Source organism: Xanthomonas sp. Leaf148 (genome assembly GCF_001423585.1).
GTDB lineage: Bacteria > Pseudomonadota > Gammaproteobacteria > Xanthomonadales > Xanthomonadaceae > Xanthomonas.
In genome coordinates this window covers 250,429-275,981 of sequence record NZ_LMOP01000013.1, presented here as the reverse complement: position 1 = coordinate 275,981, position 25,553 = coordinate 250,429, and the positions used below count along the sequence as shown (strand labels likewise).

Sequence of the window (25,553 nt, the reverse complement as noted above, 5' to 3'; positions counted from 1 at the left end):
TGAGATCTTCCAGCGCCCAGGGATGCGCGTAGAGCTCTTTCCGCGTGGTGAAGCTGACGCACCCCCAGAGCGCGCCACTCATCAGTGCGTCGAATGGGTCCAAATTCGCTAGTCCAAGGAGCGGACATGTTGAGCCAAGAAGCAAGTGCCGTGGTGGCATCATTTAGTCAGCAACCAGGTGTCACGCGTGAGCACCTGGACAACTTCAATCGGGTTCTGAACGATTCGCCCGAGTTGACCCGCCAGATCAACGAGGCGGTGCAGAAAAGGGTGTTGAAAGGCTTCGCACCGTTAAACGACCCGCATGCAGGAGGCATCTATGATCCACGCGATCAGGAAATTCATTTGCCGCTCGCAGCGCTGGCGAATGATGCCAACGGCAAGCATGCCGCGGCAGGCGACTTGACCTTTGTCTTGGGACATGAAATTCAGCATAGCCTTTACAGCCCTACTGCCGCACTTGCGCGGGAGCAGTTCAAGACAGAAGCCATAAAAATTGCCCGTAGCACACACGATCACACTGCTGCTGGTGAAAAAGTGCTGGCTAGTAACCGTACGGACGAATCAACGGCCGAAATAGCCGGATGGAACGCCATCGTGAGCGCGGTCAAGACTCGCAACCCTAATCCTACGCTTGAAGATGTGTACCTATTCGCAGATGGTCGGGCTAGAGATTTCGTCACGCGCAGCGGCTATCCAAGCGTCTATACACCCAAGCCAAACCTGACGTTCAATAGCGACCTAACGTTGTCGCCCACGGCAAGTAACGTCGAGGCGATGGGGGTGAACTACTTCGATAAGTCGGTCAAAGATACGCGTATCGGTCATGCGGGCCAGTCCGACTACGTCAACCATTACGGTCCGTGGGTTGTCGGCACAGCCGCCATCTACGAGCGTCACTACAACAAGTCAAAGCCCGGCGAGCCAGAGCAGCCGATGATCCTGAACATGCAGCGCTTGGGATTCAATGAAGAAATCCTGGAACGCAACGGCATCGATCTAGGCAGTGACACCCGTCCCATGCCGTACCTCGACAGTAGTAAGCAGCCGCCAACACCTGGGCTCTTCCAGCACAGCAAGGACAATCATCTGCACGTCTCGCCGATCTCTGCCCAGGCGCTGGAGCAGGAGCTACGCGAGCGCGACCAGCAATCACTACCTTCTTCCCCGGCGCAGATGCCATCACAGCCGGGCCACCCAGACCACGCGCTGTACCAGCAGATCAGAGGTGGCGTGATGCAGCTCGATGCCCAACATGGCAAAGAGTGGGATGCATCGAGCCAACGCATGACGGCCAGCCTGCTTGCGCTGGCAAAAGAGGAAGGGCTGTCGCGGGTGGATCATGTTGTGCTCAACAATCCAACGGCTCAGCTGGCGGGCGGCGAGAAAGTCTTCGTCGTTCAAGGCGCCCTCAACGACCCGGCTCACCAGCGTGCCCATATGTCGACCATGGACGCCGTGCAGACACCAGAGACCCAGTCGTTCGATCGCCTGCAGGCAATCAACCAGACTCAGGCCCAGGCGCGCGAACAGCAGCAGGCGCTGGAGCAGTCCCAGCAAGCCGTCAGCCAGGCTGGTCCGTCGATGACGCGCTGAGGTTCAACAACGCAGGATGAAGTCTGGACGCCGCTCGCTATGCGCGTCAATGCACCGTCAGCTACCCCATTGCTGCAGGCGCCGATGACCAGCACGTGCCCCACGTCCGCCTCAGCGGCCTATGGCTGGAGCAACTGGGCTTTGCCATCGGCACCAAGCTGCGCCTCACCGCAAGCGAAGGGCAGCTGCTGATGGAGGTGTTGCCGCCGGTGGAGGTGCCGCTGTAGCCGCGGCGCTAGATGTCGCCCGCGCAGCATGCAAGACGATCCGTCCAGGGGCATAAGACGCGTGCTGCGTAATGATGTGTTTGCTTGATTAGTGCTTAGGTATAGTGGTCACGCGCCCTCTATCAGGCTTGCGCGCCGACCATGACCACCCAGTAGAGGTAAGTATGCGGATGTTGACTGCGTTCCTTTCACTTTCCGTTCTATTGCCTAGCTGCAGTGCGGTGTCAGCCACCAAGGCGCAGCACTCCATTGCATATCCCACAGAACTCCAGGGGATGTGGGATCTGGGGCCACAATCGTGCAAGCTACCCTTGAATCCTGATTCTGATTCGCCCATACGCATCGAAAAGACCCGGCTGCGTGGGTACGAGCACGAGGAGGTTCCGGTAGCAATCAAGCTTGTTTCCACCGGCCCGCAGGCCTGGGTTGTTTCCGCCAAGTCGGATATTGCGCCAGATATAAGAACTGATGACTTGTACATTTTGAAGGGCGAGCATCTGGTAATTTCCGACGGTGAATCAGTCAAGCAGTATCGTCGGTGTAAATAATTGAACAAGGTTTTACATGATCAAGGAGAGACGTCATGGCAGATGAAGACGGGAATGTCGTTCAACCTGCGCCGTACAGGCTGCAACAGTTTCATAGCCCCAGGCTCGGCAATCAGCGTGTCGAAGATTTCGAGGGTTTGGTCACTCATCATCCCGGGGCAAATGCGCGTGCTCAAGTGGTGGACGGCATTCCTGTCAATGTCGAAAACCCGCGTACCCGGTCTTACGGTGTGATTGGCGGCGAAATTCAGGAGCTGGAGACGCGTAGAACCGACGGCGGACCTTCCAGCGCTCTGGGAGCGGATCAGGTGCTATTGACCAAAGATTTCATGCTTGAAGATAGCCGTATCCCGCCAGGTGGCGCCAACGTTCGCGCCGTTGATGTGCCTTCGCCTGTTGCAGGCTACATAGCCCGTGTTGATGCCGACCGGTTTGGTGCCGTAGATATCTACGATCGCAAAGGCGGCGAATTGGTCGCGCGCATCTTGCATCTGGATCCAGTCGGTGTTTCGGTAGGAGACAGCGTGGAATACGGTCAGTCGCTCGGTACGCAGAGCAACAAGGGGCTGCCTAACGCCGGCAAGCATGTCCATATGGAGATGGATACGCGTTACTACCAGCAATCCGAAAACTACATGGAAGACCTCGCGAGCGGACGTCTATCGGTTGATGCCCAGACACGGATTGGTGGCATCGAGCCAAGGCCAATTGTGGACGATGGCACCATCCGCATAGGCGAATCGTCTGACATCGTGCGGCAGGTGCAGCGCACATTGAATGCTGAGGGATTCCGAGGCGCAGATAACCAGCCGCTTCAGGAGGATGGCGTGTACCGTCTGTCGATGCAGCCGGCTGTTATCAACTACCAGCAAGCTCGTGGCCTCTCCCCTACGGGAGATATCGATCCTGCAACGTTGCAGCAAATCGCTCCGCGTATATTTCCGCCGGAGCTCAATAGAGACGATCACAACGCAGCGCCAACCTATCGAAATATTCAGGGTTCCGCGCCCGCGCAGGATCCGCTCCATCGCCAAGCAGAAGAGGCTGTTCGCCGCCTCGAGCAAGGCCTCGGTCGAGAGTACGACGACAACAGTGCCAGGCTGGCAGCAAGCAGCGCACATCTGGCCAAAGAAAACGGACTGTCGCGAATCGATCATGTCGTGCTGAGCGAGAACACCAAGTCCGTGCAGCAGGGCGAGAATGTTTTCGTTGTCGAAGGCGCGTTGAACGACCCGGCTCACAAGATGGCGCATATGAAGACGAACGAGGCGATAGCGCAGCCCGTCGAGCAATCCTTGGCGCAATTGCAGGCCTTGGGCGAAACGCAGCGCCAACAGCAATCCCAGCAGCAGGAGCAACAGCGAGAGCAGTCGATTGCGCCTCAACACCGGATGGTTTGAGGGCTAGTGAAGTAACGGTTCCGAAATAACGGTTCCAGGTTCAGTTCCACGGCAGCCTGACCGTCGCCAAACCATCGCGCCCGTGCCTGCGCGCGTAGCGACATGGATCGGCAGCGATGCTGGTAGTGAAACAAGAAATAACGGTTCCAGGTCAGTTCCACGGCAGCCTGGCCGTCGCCAAACCATCCCGCCCATGCCTGCGCGCGTAGCAGCGTAGATCGGCAGCGAGGCTGGTAGTGAAACGACAACGGCCGCAGTACGCGGCCGTTGTCGTTAGATCAGGCAACCAGGATCGTCTTGACGATTCCCGATTCCCGATTCCCGATTCCCGATTTCAAAGATCAATGATCGCTGGAACGCAATCCATCCACATCCAGGATCAGCGCCATGCGGCCGTCGCCGATCAAGGTGGCGCCGGCGTAGCCGGGCAGGCCGCGCAGGGCGCGGGGGAGGGGTTTGATCACCACTTCCTCGCGGCCGCGGACCTGGTCCACCACCAGGCCGAAGCGGGTTTCGCCGGCCTGCAGCAGCACCACGGTCAGCAGCGGCGGTTGATCGGCGGGCACGCCCAGCCAGCGGCGCAGGTCGATCAGCGGCAAGGTGTGCGAGCGACGGTCGAGCACAGCGCGGCCGTCGAACCAGCCCAGCGAGGTCTGCGGTGCGTGCAGCACTTCCACCACACGTGCCAGCGGCAGTGCATACACAGCTTCGCCGGCCTGCACCAAGAGCGTGGGCAGGATGGCCAGGGTCAACGGCACGCGAATCATGAAGCGGCTGCCGCGGCCCAGTTCGGACTGGATCTGGATCTGCCCGCTCAACTCGCGGATACGCGACTGCACCACGTCCATGCCGACGCCGCGGCCGGAGATGTCGGTGACTTCGGCCTTGGTCGAAAAGCCCGGCATGAAGATCAGATGCAGGCATTCGTCGGTGCTCAGACGCGCAGCGGCTTCGGCATCGATCAGGCCTTTGTTGCGGGCGATCTCGCGCAGACGCTCCGGGTCGATGCCGGCGCCGTCATCCTGGATTTCGATGCTGACGTAGTCGCCTTCCTGCTGCGCAGACAGGCGCACATGGCCACTGCGTGGTTTGCCGGTGGCTTCGCGCAATGCAGGCGATTCGATGCCGTGGTCGATCGCGTTGCGCACCAGGTGCACCAGTGGGTCGGCCAGGGCTTCGACCAGATTACGATCGAGCTCGGTTTCGGCGCCGACCAGTTCCAGTTCCACTTCCTTGGACAGGGTGCGCGCAACGTCGCGGGCCACCTTGGGGAAGCGCGCGAACACCTTGCTCACCGGCTGCATGCGGGTGCGCATGACCGCGGTCTGCAGGCGGGCGGTGGCGATATCCAGCACGCTGACCGCGCGGTCGAGTTCTTCGTCGCGCAGACGGGTGCGCAAGGTCTTCAACCGGTTGCGCGAGAGCACCAGTTCGCCAATCAGATTGACGATGGCGTCCAGGCGCTTGGTATCTACGCGCACGGTCTGTTCGGCTTCGGCGCCACCCTTGGCGCCAGCTTTCGGTGCGGCCTTGGCACCCGGTGCCGGCGCGGCATGGCCGTCGTCGTGCGCAGGCGCGGCAGCTGCCGCCTTGGGCGCGGCCTTGACCGCCGGCGGCCCGCTTTTGGCATCGAACTGTGCGATCAGCGACGGCGGTGCATGCGGCACGGGTTCGCCCGAGCCCATTGCATCCAGCATGGCCTGCAGATAATCCAGCGACTGCTGCGCGGCATCGAAGTGATGCGCCTGCAGCACCGCCTGGCCCGAGCGCGCCATGCCGAGGGTTTCTTCGGCGGCGTGGCACAGCTCCACCATGGGCTTGATCGCCAGAAAGCCGGCGCCGCCCTTGAGCGTGTGGAAGCCGCGGAACACCGCGTTGAGCTGGTCGGCTTCGTCTGGCGCCTGTTCCAGCGACACCAGCTGTTCGCCGAGGCGATCCAGGATTTCCTGGGCCTCGACGATGAAATCGGCAGCAATATCGTCTGGAACAGCACTCATGGTTACAACCCCAATCCGGACAGCAAATCGTCGGCGTCGTCTTGCGACACCGCGTGACGGTCCAGGCCCTTGACCGCAGGACCGGCAAGACCGCCGTCGTCTTTCTTCGGCTCGGTGCTCTTGGGCGGCAGGCCCAGCGCGCCGAAGCCTTCATGCACGCGGCGCACGATCCCGGCCACGCGGCGAATGATCTGCCCGCTGAGGTCCTGGTAGCTCTGCGCCAGCGACAGCTCGGTGAGGTTGTGGCGCATCTGGTCCATCAGCGCGCCCTGGTCCTGATTCAGGCCGCCGTCGCGCAGCTTGTTGGCCAGCTCGCGGCATTCTTCGACCAGATCCAGGGTGCGATGGCTGGCCTTTTCGGTCATTTCCACCACGTGGTCCAGGCGCGAGCAGGCATCGTCCAGTTCGCCGGCTTCTTCGGGCACGGTGGGCAGCTCGCCCAGCGCCTGCCCAAGTTCGCGCGCGAGCCGGCTCAGGCCCTGCATCATCGGACGCGTGCGCAGGGCGGCGAGGTGATCGACCTCGCGCTTCCACGCAGCTTCGTCACCGCTTTCCAGTGCATCAAGCGCACCTTGCAGACGCTCGATCAACGCAGCGCGTTCGGCATTGGTCTCCACGGTGGCGTTCATCAGGCGGTCGCCGCCAGACGTTCGAACACCTTGCCCAGCTTTTCTTCCAGCGTCTGCGCGGTGAACGGCTTGATGATGTAGCCGTTGACGCCGCACTGCGCCGCTTCGATGATCTGCTCGCGCTTGGCCTCGGCGGTCACCATCATCACCGGCAGGTGCTTGAGCTTGGCGTCGGCGCGGATGTTGCGCAGCAGGTCGATGCCGGTCATGCCGGGCATATTCCAGTCCGTCACCACGAAATCGAACGGGCCCGAGCGCAATGCAGCCAGCGCGCTGTTGCCGTCTTCGGCCTCTGCGGTATTGGTGAAGCCGAGATCTGCCAACAGATTCTTGACGATACGTCGCATCGTCGAGAAGTCGTCCACGATCAGGATCCGCATGTTCTTATTCACATCAAGCTCCTAACACGAAAAAATACGCGAAAAAATTAGTCGTCAATTTCGACACCGGCGTCGGCCAGTTCGAAGACTTTGAGGCGGCCGCGCAAACGCACTACGGCCTGGCCATGGATCTGGCAGACGCGCGACTCGCTGACACCGAGCACAGCGCCGATTTCCTTCAGGTTCAATTCCTGTTCGTAGTACAGCGACAGCACCAGCTGCTCGCGCTCGGGCAACTGGCCGATGGCCTTGCCCAGCTCGCGGCCGAATTCGCCACGCTCCATCATCTGCTGCGGGTTGGGGCCACCCTTGGCGGTGGTGTCCAGCTCGCCGTGATCTTCGATGCGCGATTCCAGGCTCAGCACCTGGCCGCGTGCAGCATCTTCCATCAGGCGCAGGTAATCGGGCAGCGGCATTTCCATTGCGGCGGCCACTTCGGTGGCGGCGGCGGCGCGGCCGGTGTTCTGCTCGATCTTGCGCACTGCGGCGGCGGCGTCGCGGGCACGTCGGTGTACCGAACGCGGCACCCAGTCGCCACGGCGAATTTCGTCGATCATCGAGCCGCGGATACGGATCGAGGCGTAGGTTTCGAACGAGGCGCCCTGGTCGGAGTCGTAACTGCGCGAGGCTTCGATCAGGCCGATCATGCCGGCCTGGATCAAATCGTCCACTTCCACGCTGGCCGGCAGACGCGCCGCCAGATGGTGGGCGATGCGGCGGACCAGATCGGCGTGCTGGGTCACCACGTCGTTGGCGTTATTGCGCTGCACGGCGCGGTACTGCGCGGTGGCCGTGGTTGCGGTAGCAGTGCTCATGCGGCCACTCCCCGTTGGATGATGCGTTCGACAAAGAACTCGACGTTGCCGCGCGGCACGGTGGGAGCCTGCCAACGCGAGGTACGGCGTGCGATTTCGGCAATGGCCTGCGCCGACGGGCTGGCGGGATACGCCTTGATGACGGGTTGCTGACGCTGTACCGACAGGCGCAACCAGTCGTCCTGCGGCACGTGGCCGAGATAGTTCAGCGACACATCGCCAAGGAACTTTTCGCAGACGCGCGAGAGCTTGTCGTACAGCAGGCGGCCTTCGTTGGGGTCGCGCACCATGTTGGCGATGATCTGCAGGCGGTCCACGCCGCGTTCGCGCGAGAGCACCTTGATCAGCGCATAGGCGTCGGTGATCGAGGCCGGCTCGTCGCAGACCACCACCACGGTGTCCTGGGCGGCCTGGCAGAAGGTCAGCACGCTGTCGGTGATGCCGGCGGCGGTGTCGATGACCATCACGTCCAGGTCGCGTTCCAGTTCGGAGAACACATTGACCAGGCCGATGTGCTGGGCCGGAGCCAGTTCCGCCATGTGGCGGCGACCGGAGGCGGCCGGGACCACCAACACGCCGCCGGGACCTTCGATGATCACTTCATCGAGTGTGCAGCGGCCGGCGATCAGGTCGGCCAGGGTGAACTTGGGCGAGAGTCCCAAGACCACATCCAGGTTGGCCAGGCCAAGGTCGGCGTCCAGCAGCAGCGTGCGTTTGCCCATGTCGGCAAGCGCCACGGCCAGGTTGGCGGAGATGTTGGTTTTGCCCACGCCGCCCTTGCCACCGGTCACGGCAATCGTGCGCACCGGGCCCAAGGGCTCGGGACGGGTCGCCGTCAGGGGGAAGGCGTTGGTCAGCTTTGCGTATTCACGCGACTGCATGGTTGTGCTCCGGAGTACAGGGCTTATCGGCAGCGCGCCGTAAATCTTCAAGACGAAGAACGAGACTGGCGGCATTGGCGCGGTGCAGGTCGTCGGGGACCCGCTGTCCGTCAGTCACCCAGGTGATGGGCAGTTGGTGGTCGACCACCACCGACAAGGCGCTGCCGAAGCGGCCGGTCTCGTCGAGTTTGGTCAGCACCACGCCTTGGGGTTTGGCGTGGGCGAAGCGGCGCACGACCTCGTCGAGGTCGGCAAAATGGGAGTTGGCGGGCAGTACCAGCAGCGAGGTGACCTGCTGGGCGGCGCGCAGCCAGTTCAGCTGGGCAGCCAGGGCGCGGTCGCGCTGACCCATGCCGGCGGTGTCGATCAGCACCAGCTTGTAGTCGCGCAGGCGATCCAGCAGCGCGAGCAGGCTTTCGGCGCTGTCGGCCTCGTGCACGGCGATGCCGAGCTGGCGGCCGTAGCTGTGCAGCTGCTCGCGGCCACCGACGCGCAAGGTGTCGGTGGTGACCAGGGCTACGTCGCGCGGGGCGTGCTGGGCGGCGAAGCGCTGCGCCAGCTTGGCGATGGTGGTGGTCTTGCCGGCACCGGTCGGGCCGACCAGGGCGATCACGCCGCCGCGTTCCAGCGGGTCGATCGGGGCCACCGGCAGGCGCTTGGACAACAGGCCCAGCATCAGCCCGCGGCCGCGGTGCAATTCGGTATCGGCCGGGATCTGCATGGCGACGTCGCGGGTCAGGCCGGCATCGAAGCCGTAGTCGTCCATCAGCTCCAGCGCCTGCGCACGCACCGGGGAGCCACGCAGGCGCTCGTCGGTGAGGCGGTTCATTTCGCGCTCGATCATCTGACGCATCAGCGCCAGTTCGCCACGCAGCTGCTTGAGTTCTTCGTCGTTCTGCGGGAGCGGCGCGGCGGCCACCGGCACCGCGGCCAGCGCGGCGGGGGCGACGACGATCGGCGGCAACGCGGCTGGCGGCAGGATCTGCGGCAGCGCGTCGTCCAGGTCGAAGTCGGCTTCGTCGTCGAATGCATCGTCGTCCTGCCCATGCGCGGCGTAAGCCGGGGCGGCGAGGGCTGCGGCAACGACCGGGGTCGGTGCCTGTACCGGAGCGGCCTGTACGGCGGGGCGCTGCACCGGGGCGGTAGTCAAAAAGTCGGCGAACAGCTGTTCCGGCACGGCCGACAGCGCGTGTTCCTGACGCTGCACCACCGGGGCGGCGACATCCTGCACGGCCGGCATCGGCACCACGCTGCGGATCGGGGCGGCCACCGGGGCCTGACGCGGCACGCTGACCGGCTGACGCAGGGCCATCGCAGCAATCATTTCTTCGGCGGCGCTGGCAACACGCTGGCGGTGGCTCATGCCGTTCTCGGCGGCCGGCTTGAGCGGGGCATGCACCGGAGCGGCGGGGCGGGCAGCGGCCTGCACCGGAGCCTGTTGCACGGGCGCCTGCTGCTGCGGAGCGGTATGGGTGATCGGCGCATCGGAGCGTGCGGTTTCCAGCGCACGCTGCACGAGTTCTTCGTCGTAGTTGCTGGCAGCGACGATCTCGATGCCTTCAGCGGTACGACGGTTGGACAGGATCACTGCATCCGGGCCGTGCTCTTCACGCACCATGCGGAATGCGGTGCGCATGTCCGGGGCGACAAAGCGTTTGATCTTCATGCCACGTGCCTCCAGGAACGGGACCCGCCGGACGCCGGACGGGTGCGCGATGAATGTGGGTGTGTTGCCAGCGTCATGAGTTGCCTGTCCCGTTCGGTTGTTCCAAGTCCTGCCATCCGCCCCGCAGCGGTGGTGCTGTCTGCGGTCTCGCCAGAGCTAATGCACGCGGCGTGCCAAAACGGCGGTGCTGGGTTTTTGGCGAGTGGGTGCGGGGGCGCGCGGAGGAGGCTGGGTACTGATGCCGAGCCGGGCTTGCCGCGCTAAGTGAATGTTCTGATTGAAGTTTTCGACGGCATTGGGTGCCGGTGTGACGGCGTCCCTATGCTGGACGGCAGCGCAGGTCGCGTGTCTTGGAGCGCATTGAATGCCCGCGCGAACCGCGACAGCGTCGTGCTCGTCATGCTTGCCAGGGTCGGTGGCATGCAATCGATTGGGGGTTTTGCCGAGTGGCGGATTTCCGGCGCCTGGCATTGGCGGTTGATGGCCGCCCTGCAGCGATTGCTGGAGGACGCGATGGAGGCCGTCGAGCTGTACCGGAGCGCTGCTGCAGTCGTAGGAGCGCACCTGGGCGCGATGGGGTTGTCCCGGTAAAGCCGTCGCGCCCGGGTGCGCTCCTACGGAAAGGGGGGCGACGATGTTGCTTGGTCGGCGGTAGGTCGTCGTCCGAGACATCGCCCGTTGCCGCGGTTGAGCATGCAGAGCGGGGCCAACGGCGCCTGGTCAGGGTGCACGCTGCATCGTAGGAGCGCACCTGGGCGCGATAGGGCTTTCCCGGTAAAGCTGTCGCGCCCGGGTGCGCTCCTACACAAGCGGTGTCGGCGAGGTTGTCCAGTTCGAGCTGTGCTGTCTTCTTGGGATTTCGCATCCCAGCGGTTAACCCTTCTGGATCAAAGCTCGCCCGCGTTGTCGGATTACCCAGTGCGCCGTAGGAGCGCACCTGGGCGCGACGGGGCTGTCCCGGTAACGCTGTCGCGCCCGGGTGCGCGCCTACGGAATGGGGGGACTACGATGTGCTTTCGACTCAGCTAATGGTGCCGACCAGCTTCAGGCGTTTGTCTTCCGGCACTTCGCTATACGCCAGCACCGACAGGCTGGGGACGCTGTGGCGGACCAGGCGGGCCAGGGCGGCGCGGACCGTGCCGGGTACCAGGACCACGGCCGGTTCGTTGCGGGCTTCCTGCTTGCCGACGCAATCGGCCAGGCTCTGGTGCAGGCGCTCGGCCAGGCCGGGCTCCAGCGCCACGCCGTTGCCGTGGGTGGATTCCTGCAACACGCGCTCCAGCTGCGGGGCCAGAGTGAATACCGGCAGTTCGGCGGACATGCCGGCGATCTCCTGCACGATGAAGCGGCCCAGCGAGGTGCGTACCGCGGCGGTGAGGGTGGCCGGGTCCTGGCTCTGCGGGGCGTGCTCGACCAGCGCTTCGACGATCTTGCGCAGTTGACGCACCGGGATCCGCTCGATCAGCAAGTTCTGCAGCACGCGCACCACCACCGACAGCGGCAACGCCTTCGGGGTGAGGTCTTCGACCATCTTCGGCGCGGTCTTGGCCAGGGTGGCCAGCAACTGCTGCACTTCTTCGTGGCCGAGCAGTTCCGGGGCGTGTTCGCGGATCAGGTGCGACAGATGCGTGGCCACCACGGTAGCCGGGTCGACCACGGTGTAGCCCATCGATTCGGCGTAGGAGCGCTGATGCGGCTGGATCCAGGTGGCATCCAGGCCGAACGCCGGGTCCTTGCCGGGAATGCCGTCCAGCTGGCCGAGCGCACCGCCCGGGTCCAGCGCCAGCTCGCGGTCGGGATAGATCTCGGCGGTGGCCACCGGCACGCCATGCACCAGCAGACGATAGGCGTTGGCCGACAGTTCCAGGTTGTCGCGGATATGCACCGGCGGCACCAGGAAACCGATGTCCTGGGTGAGCTTGCGGCGCACGCCCTTGATGCGCGCCATCAATTCGCCGCCCTGGTGCTTGTCCACCAGCGGGATCAGCCGGTAGCCCACTTCCAGGCCCAGCGGGTCGATCGGGCGCAGTTCGTCCCAGCTCAGTTCGGCGCTGGCCTGCGCGGTGGCGGCTGCGGCGGCGGCCTTGGGGTCGCTGGCGGGGTCGCCGGTCGGGGCGACCACCAGGCTGCGCTTGTACATTTTCCAGGCGATCACGCCCAGGATCAGGCCGAGCGTCAAAAACGCGACGTTCGGCATGCCCGGCACCAGGCCGACCAGGCCCAGGATGGCGGCGGCCACCGCGAGTGCGCGGTGCTGGCCGAACACCTGGCTGATCATGGCGCCGCGCATGTCCTGCGCACGCGAGGCGCGGGTCACCAGCAAGGCGACCGAAGACGACACCAACAGGGCCGGCAGCTGCGCCACCAGACCATCGCCGATCGACAGCAGGGTGTAGGTGGACGCGGCATCCACGAAGCTCATGTCGTGCTGGAACATGCCCACCGCCATGCCGCCGATGAGGTTGATGAACAAAATCATGATGGCGGCGATGGCGTCGCCGCGGATGAACTTGTTGGCACCGTCCATTGCGCCGTAGAAGTCGGCTTCTTCGCGGACTTCTTCGCGGCGAGCCTTGGCTTCCTCACGCGTCAGCAAACCGGCGTTGAGGTCGGCGTCGATGGCCATCTGTTTGCCGGGCATGGCGTCCAGGATGAAGCGGGCGGTCACTTCCGACACGCGCCCGGCACCCTTGGTGATGACCACGAAGTTGATGATGGTCAGGATCGCGAACACCACGATACCCACGGCATAGTTGCCGCCGATCACGAACTGGCCGAAGGCCTCGATCACCTTGCCGGCCGCGGCGTGGCCGTCCTGGCCGTTGATCAGGATCACGCGGCTGGAGGCGACGTTCAGCGCCAGCCGCAGCATCGTGGTCATCAGCAGCACGATCGGGAAAATGGTGAATTCCAGCGGGCGCTGCACGTAGATCACCGCCAGCAGCACCATCAGCGAGATGGCGATGTTGAAGGTGAACAGCGCATCCAGCACCGGTGCGGCCAGCGGCACCATTAGCATGGCCAGCATGGCCATCAGCGCCAGCGGGGCGCCCAGGCCGTTGCGCAGCAATTCCATGACGCGACGGGCATTCAGCGGGGTGGGTTGGGCGCTCATGCGCTGGCTCCCTTGCCGAACTCATCCACGTCCAGCGAGGGCAATTCCGGCATCGGGCCGCCGTTCCAACCGCGCAACTGGTAGACGTAGGAGAGCACCTGGGCCACGACCGAATAGAGTCTCACGGGAATTTCCTTGCCGATTTGAGCTTCCCTATACAAGGCGCGTGCCAAAGGCGGTGCGGTGACGATCGCCACCCGGTGTTGTTCGCAGGCTTCGCGGATGCGGAAGGCCATTTCGTCCACGCCTTTGGCCACCACGATCGGGGCGCGCATCTTGCCGCCTTCGTACTTGAGCGCCACCGCGTAGTGGGTCGGGTTCATCAGCACCACGTCGGCCTTGGGCACCGCTTCCATCATCTGGCGCTGCGACATCTGCATCTGCATCTGGCGGATGCGGCCCTTCACTTCGGGGCTGCCCTCGCTTTCTTTCATCTCGCGCTTGATCTCTTCGCGCGTCATCTTGAGCTTCCGCATCCAGTTCCACTTCTGGTAGGGCGCGTCGATGGCGGCCAGCAGCACCAGCGCGCCGGCGGTGTAGAACAGCAGGCTCTTAGTGAAGTGCAGGCCGTTGCTGATGGCCTGTTCCAGCGGCTGGTTCACCAGCGAGCGCAGGCCGTGCAGGTTCTTGGAGATGCACAGCCAGGCCGCCAGACCGACGAACAGCAGGCGCAGGATCGACTTGACCAGCTCGGCCAGGCTGTTGCTGCCCCACATGCGCTTGATCCCGCTGGCCGGGTTGAGCTTGGTGAGGTCGGGCATGATGGCCTTGCTGGAAAAATGCAGGCCGCTCATCAGCAGCGGGCCGGCCAGCCCGGCCAGCAGGCAGATCCCGATCAGCGGCAGCATCACCCACAGCAGCTGCATCAGCAGGTCGCCGAAGTGGCCAAATAGCGCCATCGGGTTCTCGCGCATCCTCGGGTCGGGGCTGAGCGCGGTCTTCATCCACACCGCCGCGCCATCGCCGATGCCGCCGGCCAATGCCATCAACCCGAACACGCCTGCGCCGAACACCGCGGCAGTGGACAACTCCCGCGATTGCGGGATGTTGCCCTGCTCACGCGCCTCGCGCAGGCGTTTTTCGGTGGGAAGCTCTGTACGCTCGCCGCCGTCGTCGGACTCGGACATGAAGGTGCCGGTGGGGGATCAGCCTGGTCTCATGCAAGCGGCGTTCCAGTTTCGGAGCGGGAATCGGGATTGGGGAATCGGAAAAGCTGTGGCCGCGCGTTGAGCTGCTGGAGGGGTGTGGCGACGGTGAGGGGCGAGGGCAGCCCGTCGGTCTACAAAAGCGCGGCTAACAAAACTGCGTGACGTCACTCTAGTGCAGGCCGGCTGATCTGCTACTTGGCTGCAGTGTCCTTGCCTGCCCACTATCGCAGGACACTTTGCAAGTACGTCCATGTAAGAGGTCGTCAGGTGGGTGTGGACGGCGCGGAGGAACCGGAGTGTACGGGTGGTACATGCCGATTCCGAGCACCGGCCGCGCCCGCCTGGCGGCTGCACAGTCGTTTTGTTAGCTGCTCCAAGCTCCTTGGTGGCATCCATGCCGCCAAGGGTCCCGCGACGGTGAGCGGGCAAGGACCAGTCACGCTAGTCGCTGTGCAGAGCTTTCACCACTTAACCAGCAACGGTCTGGCGCAGTGCCTTCTATTCTTCAAAGTCACCAGCCGGCTGTCTGGCGCGGTGTCCTCGCCGCTTGCGGCATGGATGCCGCCATCGAGCCCCCAGGGACGGGTTCACGGCGTGTCCCGCGAGCGGCGAGGGCACTGCGCACTCGACCTACTCGGCGCTTGGCCTGGGCCTGTGACCGCAGGATGCGGCCGACAACGCCACTGCGCTCACTGCCCGGCAAACGCTCGCTACGTGCTGTCAGCCGCTCCACGTCCAGGCTGGTGCTCGGCCTGGCTGGGAGTCGTTGAGCATGAAGGCTGGGCCGAGAGTCGTTCGAGGTCGTTTGTTGCTCAGCTGGCCAGGCGACGCGGGCCGTCGCGTTGGGCGACGACCACTGCAATGAAGCGGTCGGCTTCCATTGGCCGGCCCAGCAGATAGCCCTGCAGCTGGTCGCAGCCCAGCCGTTCCAGGGTGTTGCGCTGGGCGGCGGTTTCCACGCCCTCGGCCACCACCTGCAAGCGCATGGTGTGGGCCAGCGCCACGACGGCGGCGACGATGGCGATATCTTCGGCGCCGCTGTCCATGGCCTGCACGAAGCTGCGATCGATCTTGAGCTCGTGCGCGGGCAGCTTGCGCAGGTAGAGCAGGTTGGAATAACCGGTGCCGAAATCGTCGATGGCGATGCGCACGCCCAGTGCATTGAGCTGGCCAAGCGTGCGCAGGCAGGCCTCGGCATCGCGCATGGCCATGGTTTCGGTGATTTCCAGGGTGAGCTGGCCGGGGGCGATCGCATGCTCGGCCAGGGTGGTGGCCACTTCGTCGAGCAGGCTGGGCGAGGCGAGCTGGGTGGCCGACAGGTTCACCGCCACCCGCCAGTCGCCGTGGCCGTCGTCGCGCCATGCGCGCATCTGCCGGCACGCCTGCTGCAGCACCCAGCTGCCGAGCGGGCCGATCATGCCGCTGCGTTCGGCCAGCGGAATGAAGCTGTCCGGCGGCACCAGGCCGCGTTCTGGATGCTGCCAGCGGATCAGCGCCTCGGCGCCGATCGGGCGGCCGTCGTCGGCGCAGTATTTGGGCTGGTAGTGCAGCACGAACTGGCCCGATTCCAGCGCGCGCGGCAGATCCTGCAGCAGTTGCAGGCGCTCGCGGGTGGTGTCGGTCATCGCGCGCTCGAAGAAGCGGTAGCGATTGCGCCCGGCCTGCTTGGCATGGCCCATCGCCGCATCGGCGTGCGTCATCAGCTGGTGCTCGCTGCCGGCATCTTCCGGATACAGTGCAATCCCGATGCTGCTGCTCAGGCGCAGCTCTTGATCGCCGACCAGAAACGGCACCGCCAACGCCTGCACCAGATGCCCGGCGATGGCCGCCGCATCTTCCGGGTCGGCGATATCGGCCACCAGCACGAACTCATCCGCGCCCAGCCGCGCCAGGCTGCCGTGCGCACGCCGATGCGCGCTCAGGCGTTCGGCCACCACCACCAGCAATTGATCGCCGACCCGGTGGCCGTAGCCGTCGTTGACCACCTTGAAGCCGTCCAGATTGATCAGCATCACCGCAAAGCGCTGCCCATCGCGTTGCGCGCGCTCGATGTTCTGCAGCACGTGCTCGTGCAGCAGCACCCGGTTGGGCAGGCGGGTGAGCGGGTCGTGCAGGGCGGCCAGCGCCAGATCGGCGTTGGCCTGCGCCAGCGATTGCGCCAGCACTTCGGTGTGCTGCTGATGGCGGCGCGACAGCACCGAGATCACCAGCGCCAGGATCAGCAGGCCCAACGTGACCGCCACCACCACCGCGGTCAGCCACGACAACGGCAGGTGCGCCCCGGCGGCCGCGCCGCAGATGCTGCCAGGTGCGAATTGTGCGGCAGCCATGCCGGTGTAATGCATGCCGACGATCGCCACGCCCATGATCAAGGCGGCGATCAGGCGCAGGCTGTAGCGGCGGCCATCGTGACGCAACCGGAACGCGATCCACAGCGCGGCGGCAGACGCACCGATGGCGATCGCCACCGACAGCGCGAACAGCACCGGGTCATAGGTAATGGCAGGCGACATGCGCAGCGCGCTCATGCCGATGTAGTGCATCAGTGCGATGCCCAACCCCATCAGCACCGCACCCAGGCCCAGCCGCGGCCACGGCAGTTGCGGTTGCGAGGTCAGCCACAGCGCTAGCGCCGAGGCCAGGATGGCCGCCAGCATCGAGTAGGCGGTCAGCGCCACGTCGTAGCCCAGCGGAATCGGCAGCTGGAAGGCCAGCATGCCGACGAAGTGCATCGACCAGATGCCGATGCCCATCGCGATGGCTCCGCCCACCAGCCATGCGGCGGCGATGCCACCACGGCTGGCGGTCATGCGGGCGGCCAGATGCAGCGCGGTGTAGGAGGCCAACACGGCCACCACCAGCGACAACAGCACCATGCCAAGGTTGTAGGTTGCGACCACCCATCCAGTTCCGACGTCGAAAGACGCGCTTGCTCAAGGAGCTAGCGACCCGCTGCGCGCGTTCTTGAGCACGCAATGGCGCAACGCAGTGGATCAGGCGACCGAAACCTCGGGTTCTTCCGGTTCGATGCGATTGCGGCCGTGGCCCTTGGCCCGATACAAGGCCTCGTCCGCACGTGCCAGCAGCGTGGCGGCGGTGTCGCCGATGCGAAACCACGCCACGCCGATCGAGCAGGTCACCTGCAGCGGCCGCGCGGCACCGACGTCGTACAGCGGCAGGCTGATCGCCTCGTGGATGGCGCGCAGCCGGTGCTGGCTCTGACGGGTCATGCCGGGCAGCAGCAACAACAGTTCTTCGCCACCGTAGCGGCCCACCTTGTCCGAGTCGCGCAGGCAGGCGGTGAGCCGTGCGCCCACCTTGGCCAGCACCGCGTCGCCAGCCAGATGGCCGTGTTCGTCGTTGACCTGCTTGAAGTGATCCAGATCGATCAGCACCACCGCCAACGCGTGCTCGGCATGCGCGCAGGCCTGCAGCTCTTCGGTCATCGCGTCGAGAATGCCGGAGCGGTTGAGCAGGCCGGTGAGCGCGTCGTGGCTGGCCTTCAAAGCCAACGCCGCGCGGGCGCTTTCCAGGTCGCGTTTTTCGCGCTCCAGTTGATAGGTGCGTTCGGCTACCAGCTCGGCCAACATGCGCTCGCGCGCCACCAGATGGCGGTGCCGCCAGCTCCACAGGCCGATCAGCAGTCCGCCGCCGATCAAGACATACAGCGCAATCGCCGGCGGGCTGCGCCACCACAACGGCGCTACTGCAAATGCCAGATCCACTACCGGCGATGCGGTGCGCCGATAGCGGTCCAGCAGCTGCACCTGCAGGCGGAAATGCCCGGACGGCAGCGGCGGTTGGTCGATCGACAGATCGTCGCTCTCGATCCATTCGTTATGCAGGCCACGCACGCGATAGCGCACGGTCAGCCGGCTCGGGTCGTCGTAGACCTCCATCGTCGACAGCTCGATATGCAACGGCGTGTCGCTCCAGGCCAGCAGTTGCCCGGCGCGTATCGGCACGCCGCCGCGGCTGACGCTGTCGATGCGCACGCTGGGCTGGCGCTCGTCGAACAGGCGCGCCGGATCCGCCAGGTGGCTGACACCGCGCGCGGTGCCGATCCACACCGAGCCGTCGGGATCTTCAAAGAATGCGGCTTCGGAGATGTCGTCCCAGATCAGGCCCTGCGACTGCGACAGATGCGCCCAGCGCTCGCCGTTATAGACCTCCACGCCGCGTGCGTGGCCCACCCACACCCGGCCCAGGCTGTCGCTGCGCATCAGGTACACACCCGCGTCGCGCAGCGCTTCGTCGTTGATCGCCTGCAGGTCCAGACCATCGCCGAGCAACATGCCGTGCCACAGGCCAGGGCGATAAAACGCCAGCCACACCTCGCCGCTGTCGCTGATGTGGAACTTGCTGATCCACGGATCAGAGTCGCCGCCGTTGACCTTGACCTTGACCTTGGACCAGCGCTCGCCCTGCAGGCGAAACAGCCCGTTGGCACTGGAGACCCACAGGGTGCCGTCTGCGGTCTGCTGGATATCGGTGTAGGCGATCGCAGGCATGTCGGCGACAGGCTGCAAGGTGCCGCCGTCCAGCGGGCGCTCGATCACGAACATTCCGCCGAGGGTGAGAATCCACAGGCGCCCTTGACGGTCGTTATAAAGGCGCCGTCCGGTACGCGGAAGTTTGCCGGCCTCGGCGCTGCGTCCGTCCGGCCAGTTGCGGCGCACGAAGCCGGCAGAATTGAGCGTCCACACGCTGCCGTCGGTAGTGCGCGCCAAGCCGACGATCTGGATGCCCGCCTGCGGCAGGGCCGGCACAAACCGCTCGCCAGGTCGGGCCTGACGGCCTACGCCGTGCTCGTTGCCGACCAGCAGTGCGTTCTGCGCATCGCGTGCGATGGACCAGGTGGATGGGGCCGGCATCCCTTGCGAGGCGTCCCAGTTTTCGATCCATTCGTAGCCGGCCCAGCGCACCAGGCCTTCGCCATCCACGGTCATCCAGACGTCGCCGTCGCGGTCCACCACGATCGCGTCGCTGCTGCCGGGCGGCAGCCCGTTCTCGGTGCCGAAGCTGCGCCATGCGCCATTTTCCCAGCGCGCCAGACCGTCGTTGCGGCGCACCAGCACACGCCCTTCGCGGTCCATCACCAACGGCGCCTGTTGCCCGACCGTGTTGCTGTCGAGCAGCGGCAACGGCCGCACGCTGAACCGGCTCGCACCTGGTGCGCGGTAGAGCAGGGTGCCGGCACCACGCGCCCACAGCCCGCCGTCGTTGTCGCGCAACACGCTGTACCAGCGATCGACCGGCACGCCCTCGTCGGGCCCGTAGACCTGTACCTTGCGTTGCGCATCGATGGCGCACAGCTTGCGTCCGCAGCCGACCCACAACGTGTCGCCTTCCACCGACAGGCTCAGTACTTTGGAGAGATCGGGCAGGCGCACGCGCGTGGCGGTGTCCAGCAGATACTCGCTATGCCAACGGCCGTTGCTGCGTGCGCGCAGCACTTCCAGTTCGCCGCCATTGGCGATCACCGTGCCCCATGCAGGGCTGGCAAGCAGCAGGCCTTCCTGCAGGTGCTCGGCTTCATCGCGCGCGAGTTTGCGAAAGCCGTGCTCGTCGCCGACGAACAACGCCTGGAAGCCGGCGACCCACAGACGCCCATCGGGCGCTTCGCTGATCGAAGTAATCGGTTCGTTGCGCAGGCCGTCCAGCATCACCTGTTGAAAGATGCGGCCGTTGTAGCGATACAGCCCGCTCTCGGTGCACACCCACATCAAGGTGCTGCGGGTCTGCAACAGGCAAGTACCGGCAAGACCGAGCAGGCCCTGGTCGTGGGCATAGCGACGGATGCTGGCGCTCTGTGCGCTGGCCAGATCGGCAAACGACAGCAACGCCAGCAGCAGCATCGCAGCAAACGATGCCCCTCGGCCTGACGACCTCTCTTGGCGGTGCAAGAACCCCACGAGCGTTGCAATCTCCCACGCATCGGTGCGTGCGGTCCGCGCCCCTCGCGCGGTGTCTCACGCTTGCCATTGGCAGCCCCCATAGCAGGCCGCGTTATATCGACTAGCGGCTGTTCACGCGCTTTACTTTAGGACACCACCCTTGCGCATTGTGCAGCTGCCAGCAAGCACGACTGCAGTCTGGGAGGGGCGTGTGGCATGCAAAGACTACGGTTTGGTGTTATCGACAGGTTGAGTGTTGCGCGCTACGCGTGCTCGCCAGCGTGCGTCACGTGGCAATCGATGCCGGCACGGTCGAGCGGGCGCGACTGCTGCACTGCTGCGCGTGGATGCACTGGAACGGCCGAGACTGCGACCAACACCGGTGTTCGATCCAGAGAGTGCGGCGGCCGCGACCGCGCTTAGCTGCGGTAGTGCTGGCATTCGCTGCTGCATTCGCTGGATGGGTGCGGATGCACCGCCAACATCGCTGTATCTACGTGCGATGGCGCGCGCGATGGTGGCCCGCGCGCGGCGATCAGTCGGCGCGATGGTCGGGTACTGCAAGCGCAGTAAGGTGGCCGGCGTCGTAATCGATGCAGTTGCGTCCGCGGCGTTTGGCGCTATACAGCGCGGCATCGGCGCGCGCCAGCAATTGCTCGAGGGTTTCGCCGGGCATAAACCACGCCACGCCGATCGAACAGGTGACGTGCAGCCAGCCGCCATTGATGGGGTAATCGCCGCAGATACCACGATGCAGCGCGTCCAGTCGGTGCGTGGCTTCGTGCGTCAGCCCCGGCAGCAGCGCCAGCAATTCTTCGCCGCCGTAGCGGCCGATACGGTCGTCGCCACGCACCAGCGTATCCAGCCGGCGACCGACCCCGGCCAGCACCGCATCGCCGGCCAGATGCCCGTGCTGATCGTTGACCAGTTTGAAGTGATCCAGATCGATCAACACCACTGCCAATGGGCGCGCCGTCGCATCGGCCCGCAGCAGCATGTTGCGTAACGCGGCAAGGATGCCGGCGCGGTTGAGCAGGCCGGTGAGTTCGTCGTGGGTGGCCTTGAAGGCAAGTTCGGCACGTGCCGATTCCAGGTCGCGCTTGTCCTGTTCCAGCTCGGCAGTGCGCTCGGCAACCAGTTGTTCCAGCTCGCGCTTGCGCCGCAGCAGTTTGGCGGTGCGCCAGCGCAACAGCGCAATCACCGCTGCGATCGCCAGCAGCACATAGGCGATCAAGGCGGGAATGCTGCGCCACCAGGGCGGACTGAGCGCAAAGGCGAACCGTGTGATCGGGCTGGCACTGCGCTGGCCGGCGTCCACCGCCTGCACCTCCAGCGCATAGCGGCCGGGCGGCAGCAGCGGATAGGTGATGTGGCTGAGCGAGGTGCTGGTCCAGCTGGCCTGGTGGCCTTCCACGCGGTAGCGGAAGCTGATGCGGTCCGGGCCGCCTTCGGCGCCGGGCGTGCTCAGATCCACGTCCAGCGGAACCTGCGACCAGGGCACCTGCGCACCGGCCGCAAGGGTCTGTTCGCCACGCCGCACGCGCAGCACTTCCACCCGTAGCGGCGGCGACGCGAACACCCGTGACGGATCGATCAGGTGGGTCAACCCGCGGCTGCTGCCGAGCCACACGCTGCCATCGACGTCCTCGAACAGCGCATTGGCAGACACGTCGTCCCACAACAGGCCCTCGCTACGCGTGGTGCGCGACCAGTGCCCATTCTCCAGCAGGTCCAGGCCCTGGCTGCTGCCCAGCCACAAGCGCCCCTTGCTGTCATGAGAGAGGATAAACGGCATCACGCGCGACACCAGCGGGTCGTTGACTGCGGTCAGCGTGACCGTCGCAGCGTTCTGTACGGCGCCATGCCAGAGCCCGGTGTCGCGCAAGGACAGCCAGAGCTGGCCGTCGGCCGAAAAATCCAGCAGGAAGTAATCGTGGTTGGGCAGGTTGCCGTGCACCTCCACCTGCAGCCAGCGGCCATTTTTTTCCTGGCGATACAGCCCTTTGCGGGTACTGGCCCACAGTCGCCCCTGAAGATCCACATCGATATCGCCCACGAACGCCGCCGGCACTGCCTCTTCGCGTCTGGCCTGCAACGGCAGCTCCGGCGCGACGGAGTACAGGCCGCGTGGCGTGGTGACCCACAGCACGCCACCCGAATCGAACAACAGCTTGTTGGTGGGCAGCCCAAGCTGCAGCATGTCGAAGGTCTTGCCCGTCTGCGGGTCGCGACGGGAGAGGGCGCCCGACGAGCGCGCCACCCAGGCCGCGCCATCCTTCGGCGACAGCGCGATGGAGATCGATTGCAGCATTGGCTCGCCGTTGGCGAGTGTCCACGGCTGCATGCGCCCGGTCCGCGGATCCAGCACATTGGAGCCGGCATCGCCGCCTACCAGCAGCTCACCACTTGGCAGCCGCTGGATGGCCCAGGTCGGCGATTCGGCTAGGCCCTGGCTTTCGTCCCAATGCTCGATGTTGCCGTAGCCCAGCCAGCGCTGCACCCCCAGCCCGCGCGTGCCGATCCATAGCTGGCCGGTGCTTTGCATCATCAAGGGGCCCACCATCGGGCTGATCGACAGCCCCTGGTCGTGCCCGAAATAGTGCCAGTGATCGCCTTCCCAGCGCACCATTCCGCGGTCGGAGCGGGTAATCAGGCGGCCCTGCGCATCCTCTGACAAGGTGGTTGCGCCAGCCAAGGTGTCGAACCTGGTGCCGGCTGGAGGCGCATGGTCGCGGAACACGCGCTCGCCTGCTGCGCGCGACATCACCATGCCGCCACCGCGCAGCCACAGGTCGCCACGATGGTCGCGGAACACCGCGCGCCATTGCCGTTCCGGCACACCGTCGGCATCGCCCAACTGAGTGATGCGTCCGTTGGCATCGATGCGGCAGACGCGTTTTCCGCAACTGGCCCACAGCGCGCTGCCATCGGCAAGCAAGGCTTTCCCGGCGGGCAGGGTGGTGCCGTCGTCCAGGCGCAACGGCAGCACCCGGGCGCTCCAGCCGCCTGGCTTGGTCGGCGTCAGGTGCAACAGCTGATTTTCGCTGACCACCACCACGCCGCCCGCGTACGCGGCGATCACATTGCCGCTGTCGGCACGGATCGGCGCGCCGTCATGCAGCACCGGGCTGAAGGTCGTGCCATTGCGCACGAACACGCCGTTGGCGCTGGCCACCCACAAGCGCCCGCGCGCATCCAGCGTCAACGCGCGGATGTAGCGCGCGTCCAGGCCGCTTTCCTGACCGACCGGGATGAATTGTTCGCGTTCGAAGCGATGCAATGCCAGTTCGGTGCCGACCCAGACCACACCCTGTCGATCTTCGAGCAGGCTGTTGACGGTCATACCCTGCAAGCCATCGGCCTGTGCGTAATCGCGAAAGCTATAGGTTTTCGCCCATCCACTGCCTGCGATCAGCCATCCGAGCAGGCAAAGCGCTGCCAGACGACGCAGCGCCTTGCCGCGCACACCAGGTGAAACGAACAGCGCAGACACGTTGGGCATCGGCTTTCGCGTAAAGGGGGGGCGTGCGATTGAAAGGGCCAATCGTCCTCAGCGTTGACGGCGAACTGGTGCAAAACTTGAGCGTCCGTACGCTTAACCCGTCAGTTCTCTGGCGGAGTCGAAGGCGGTATCGAACATGCGCTGCACCGGTGGCGCGAACTCGCTTGCAAAGCTGGACAGCAGGAACAACCCCAGTAAGACCGTCAACGGCAAGCCAAGTTGCATCGGGTTCAATGCCGGCGCCGCCTTGGCCAAGGCACCGAAGGCCAGGTTGACCGCCAGCATCGCCACCATCATCGGCAAGGCCAGGGTCAGCCCGCCGCGCATGATCTGCAGGAACAAGGTGGGCGCCACCTCCGCGAACGCGCGGGCGTCGGGAATGGCTGTGCCGATCGGCAACGCCTTGTAGCTGTCCACCAGCAGCGAAATCACCGCCAGGTGTCCGTTGGCCGCAAAGAACAGCAAGCCGAATCCGATATAGAACCACTGCGCGATCACGCCGGAGGTCACCCCGCGCATCGGGTCGGACATCTGCGCAAACGACAGGCCGGTGGACTGCGACACCAACTCGCCGGCCAGCGCGCCCGCCTCGAAGATCAGCTTCAGCATGAAGCCCATGCTGGCGCCCACGGCCAACTCACGCGCGATGCTCAGCACCGCCTGCGCAGTAAAGCCATCCCACTCCGGCACCGGCGGCAGGATCGGCGCCAGCACCATCGACAAGGTTCCGGCCAGCATCACCCGCACCCGCCCGGGCACCGCACGCGTGCCGATCAACGGCATGGCCGTGAGCAAGGCTCCTGTGCGCAGCATGGTCCACATAATCGCCCCGACCATCGCAAACGCGCGCTGGCCGTCGATCACCATCTGGGTAGCGGAATCCATCTGGTCTGGTCCGCTAACCGATCAAATGCGGAATGCGCTGGAACAGCGCAATGGTGAACTCCACCAGATGCCCCAGCAGCATGCTGCCGGTGGCAAACAGGGTCGCGGTCAACGCCACGGCCTTGGCCACGAAGCCGATGGTGGGTTCATTCAATTGGGTCGCGGCCTGCACCACGCCAATGACGACACCGACGACCAACACTGCCAGCAACATCGGTCCGGCAATCCACAGGACGGTGACCAGGCCACCACGTAATTCAGTCAAGGCGATTTCAGGGCTCATGGGGAGTGCTGATGCAAGTGCGGTGCCAAAGGGCGGGGAGTGGGGATTTGGAATTTGGGATTGGTAGGTGAGCGACGATCTGACTTGCCTCGTGTTGCACTGTCTGTCGCTGTCGCTGTCGCTGTCCGCTGTCGCTGTCGCTGTCGCTGTCGCTGTCGCTGTCGCTGTCGCTGTCGCTGTCGCTGTCGCTGTCGCTGTCGCTGTCGCTGTCGCTGTCGCTTTGGGCGTTGGCTTGGCTTGGCTTGGTTTTGGCTCTGGCTTTGAGCTTCGCCTTCGCCTTTTGCCGTTGGCTTCCCATCCCCCATACCGCAGCCGCAAGCCGGGTAGATACAACCCGCAGGGCGGCGCGCATGGATGCGCGACGTTTTTGTAAGGGACATGGATGTCCCTTACAAAAATTTCTACCCGGCTTGCTTACCCGGAGCGCCTTGGCGCGGAGGGGCGCGAGGACGGGGGTGTGTTTCTTTGGTTACTTTCTTTGCACAAGCAAAGAAAGTAACTCGACCCCCGAAGGGGGCCGAAAGCTCTGCACTTGCTTGTGCTTATGTCTTTGCTTTCTATGGAGCTCAAACGTCAAGCGAGGG

General features: G+C 64.8%; 16 protein-coding genes, 1 other RNA gene and 1 pseudogene. 4 read left to right on the top strand and 14 right to left on the bottom strand.

Translation table 11 applies throughout. From position 1 onward, the window contains the following. The first annotated feature begins 126 nt into the window (after positions 1-126). The 3 genes and pseudogenes from ASF90_RS20545 (at position 127) to ASF90_RS24400 (ending at position 3,771) form a co-directional block, all read left to right on the top strand. Positions 127-1,596: an XVIPCD domain-containing protein gene (locus ASF90_RS20545; RefSeq protein WP_055854564.1), complete on the top strand. Its 1,470-nt coding sequence runs from the start codon at positions 127-129 to the stop codon at positions 1,594-1,596. Positions 1,597-1,628: 32 nt separating this feature from the next. Beyond that, positions 1,629-1,823 (top strand): annotated as a pseudogene (locus ASF90_RS20540) (SymE family type I addiction module toxin); the annotation flags it as partial. Between the two features lie 1,141 nt (positions 1,824-2,964). Further along, on the top strand, positions 2,965-3,771 hold the full coding sequence (locus tag ASF90_RS24400) for a peptidoglycan-binding domain-containing protein (protein WP_236699322.1): 807 nt from the start codon (positions 2,965-2,967) through the stop codon (positions 3,769-3,771). Between the two features lie 341 nt (positions 3,772-4,112). Here ASF90_RS24400 and ASF90_RS20525 read toward each other — a convergent pair whose 3' ends face one another. Genes ASF90_RS20525 through flhF form a run of 6 tightly spaced genes read right to left on the bottom strand, consistent with a single transcriptional unit; the run spans position 4,113 to position 10,139 of the window. Next, complete coding sequence (locus ASF90_RS20525; RefSeq protein WP_055854554.1) at positions 4,113-5,768, bottom strand: chemotaxis protein CheA; 1,656 nt, start codon at positions 5,766-5,768, stop codon at positions 4,113-4,115. A 2-nt stretch (positions 5,769-5,770) separates the two neighbouring features. Next, positions 5,771-6,397 (bottom strand): protein phosphatase CheZ, encoded by a 627-nt coding sequence (locus tag ASF90_RS20520; protein WP_055854552.1) that lies wholly within the window; start codon positions 6,395-6,397, stop codon positions 5,771-5,773. Beyond that, the gene (gene cheY / locus ASF90_RS20515; RefSeq protein ID WP_055854550.1) at positions 6,397-6,789 is read right to left on the bottom strand and encodes a chemotaxis response regulator CheY; all 393 of its coding nucleotides are present in this window, start codon (positions 6,787-6,789) and stop codon (positions 6,397-6,399) included. Before cheY ends, ASF90_RS20520 begins: the two co-directional genes overlap by 1 nt. Positions 6,790-6,824: 35 nt before the next feature. After that, positions 6,825-7,592: an RNA polymerase sigma factor FliA gene (locus tag ASF90_RS20510; RefSeq protein ID WP_011037072.1), complete on the bottom strand. Its 768-nt coding sequence runs from the start codon at positions 7,590-7,592 to the stop codon at positions 6,825-6,827. Next, positions 7,589-8,473 carry a MinD/ParA family protein gene (locus ASF90_RS20505; protein ID WP_055854547.1) on the bottom strand — a complete coding sequence of 295 codons (885 nt, stop codon included), beginning with the start codon at positions 8,471-8,473 and terminating at the stop codon, positions 7,589-7,591. The genes ASF90_RS20510 and ASF90_RS20505 overlap by 4 nt, the downstream gene beginning before the upstream one ends. Next, entirely contained in the window at positions 8,460-10,139 is a 1,680-nt protein-coding gene (gene flhF, locus ASF90_RS20500) for a flagellar biosynthesis protein FlhF (protein WP_055854544.1), read from the bottom strand. The genes ASF90_RS20505 and flhF overlap by 14 nt, the downstream gene beginning before the upstream one ends. 264 nt (positions 10,140-10,403) lie before the next feature. On the opposite strand from flhF, the gene ASF90_RS20495 reads away from it, so the two are divergent. Further along, complete coding sequence (locus ASF90_RS20495) at positions 10,404-10,730, top strand: hypothetical protein (protein WP_153066551.1); 327 nt, start codon at positions 10,404-10,406, stop codon at positions 10,728-10,730. A gap of 430 nt (positions 10,731-11,160) precedes the next feature. Here the strand turns inward: ASF90_RS20495 and flhA are convergent, their stop codons facing one another. The 8 genes from flhA to ASF90_RS20460 form a co-directional block, all read right to left on the bottom strand. Next, the gene (flhA, locus tag ASF90_RS20490) at positions 11,161-13,254 is read right to left on the bottom strand and encodes a flagellar biosynthesis protein FlhA (RefSeq protein ID WP_055854540.1); all 2,094 of its coding nucleotides are present in this window, start codon (positions 13,252-13,254) and stop codon (positions 11,161-11,163) included. Beyond that, positions 13,251-14,381, bottom strand: a complete 1,131-nt coding sequence (gene flhB, locus ASF90_RS20485; RefSeq protein ID WP_055854538.1) for a flagellar biosynthesis protein FlhB — start codon at positions 14,379-14,381, stop codon at positions 13,251-13,253. The genes flhA and flhB overlap by 4 nt, the downstream gene beginning before the upstream one ends. A gap of 279 nt (positions 14,382-14,660) precedes the next feature. After that, a non-coding RNA gene (locus tag ASF90_RS23075) (sX9 sRNA) lies at positions 14,661-14,715 on the bottom strand. A gap of 499 nt (positions 14,716-15,214) precedes the next feature. Next, positions 15,215-17,302 (bottom strand): EAL domain-containing protein, encoded by a 2,088-nt coding sequence (locus ASF90_RS20480; protein ID WP_055854536.1) that lies wholly within the window; start codon positions 17,300-17,302, stop codon positions 15,215-15,217. A 93-nt stretch (positions 17,303-17,395) separates the two neighbouring features. Then, positions 17,396-20,317 (bottom strand): ligand-binding sensor domain-containing diguanylate cyclase, encoded by a 2,922-nt coding sequence (locus ASF90_RS20475; protein WP_055854533.1) that lies wholly within the window; start codon positions 20,315-20,317, stop codon positions 17,396-17,398. A 517-nt stretch (positions 20,318-20,834) separates the two neighbouring features. After that, entirely contained in the window at positions 20,835-23,801 is a 2,967-nt protein-coding gene (locus ASF90_RS20470; RefSeq protein WP_055854530.1) for a ligand-binding sensor domain-containing diguanylate cyclase, read from the bottom strand. Between the two features lie 93 nt (positions 23,802-23,894). After that, complete coding sequence (fliR, locus tag ASF90_RS20465; protein ID WP_005996206.1) at positions 23,895-24,686, bottom strand: flagellar biosynthetic protein FliR; 792 nt, start codon at positions 24,684-24,686, stop codon at positions 23,895-23,897. Positions 24,687-24,699: 13 nt separating this feature from the next. Continuing rightward, on the bottom strand, positions 24,700-24,969 hold the full coding sequence (locus tag ASF90_RS20460) for a flagellar biosynthetic protein FliQ (RefSeq protein ID WP_055854528.1): 270 nt from the start codon (positions 24,967-24,969) through the stop codon (positions 24,700-24,702). Between the last annotated feature and the right edge of the window lie 584 nt (positions 24,970-25,553).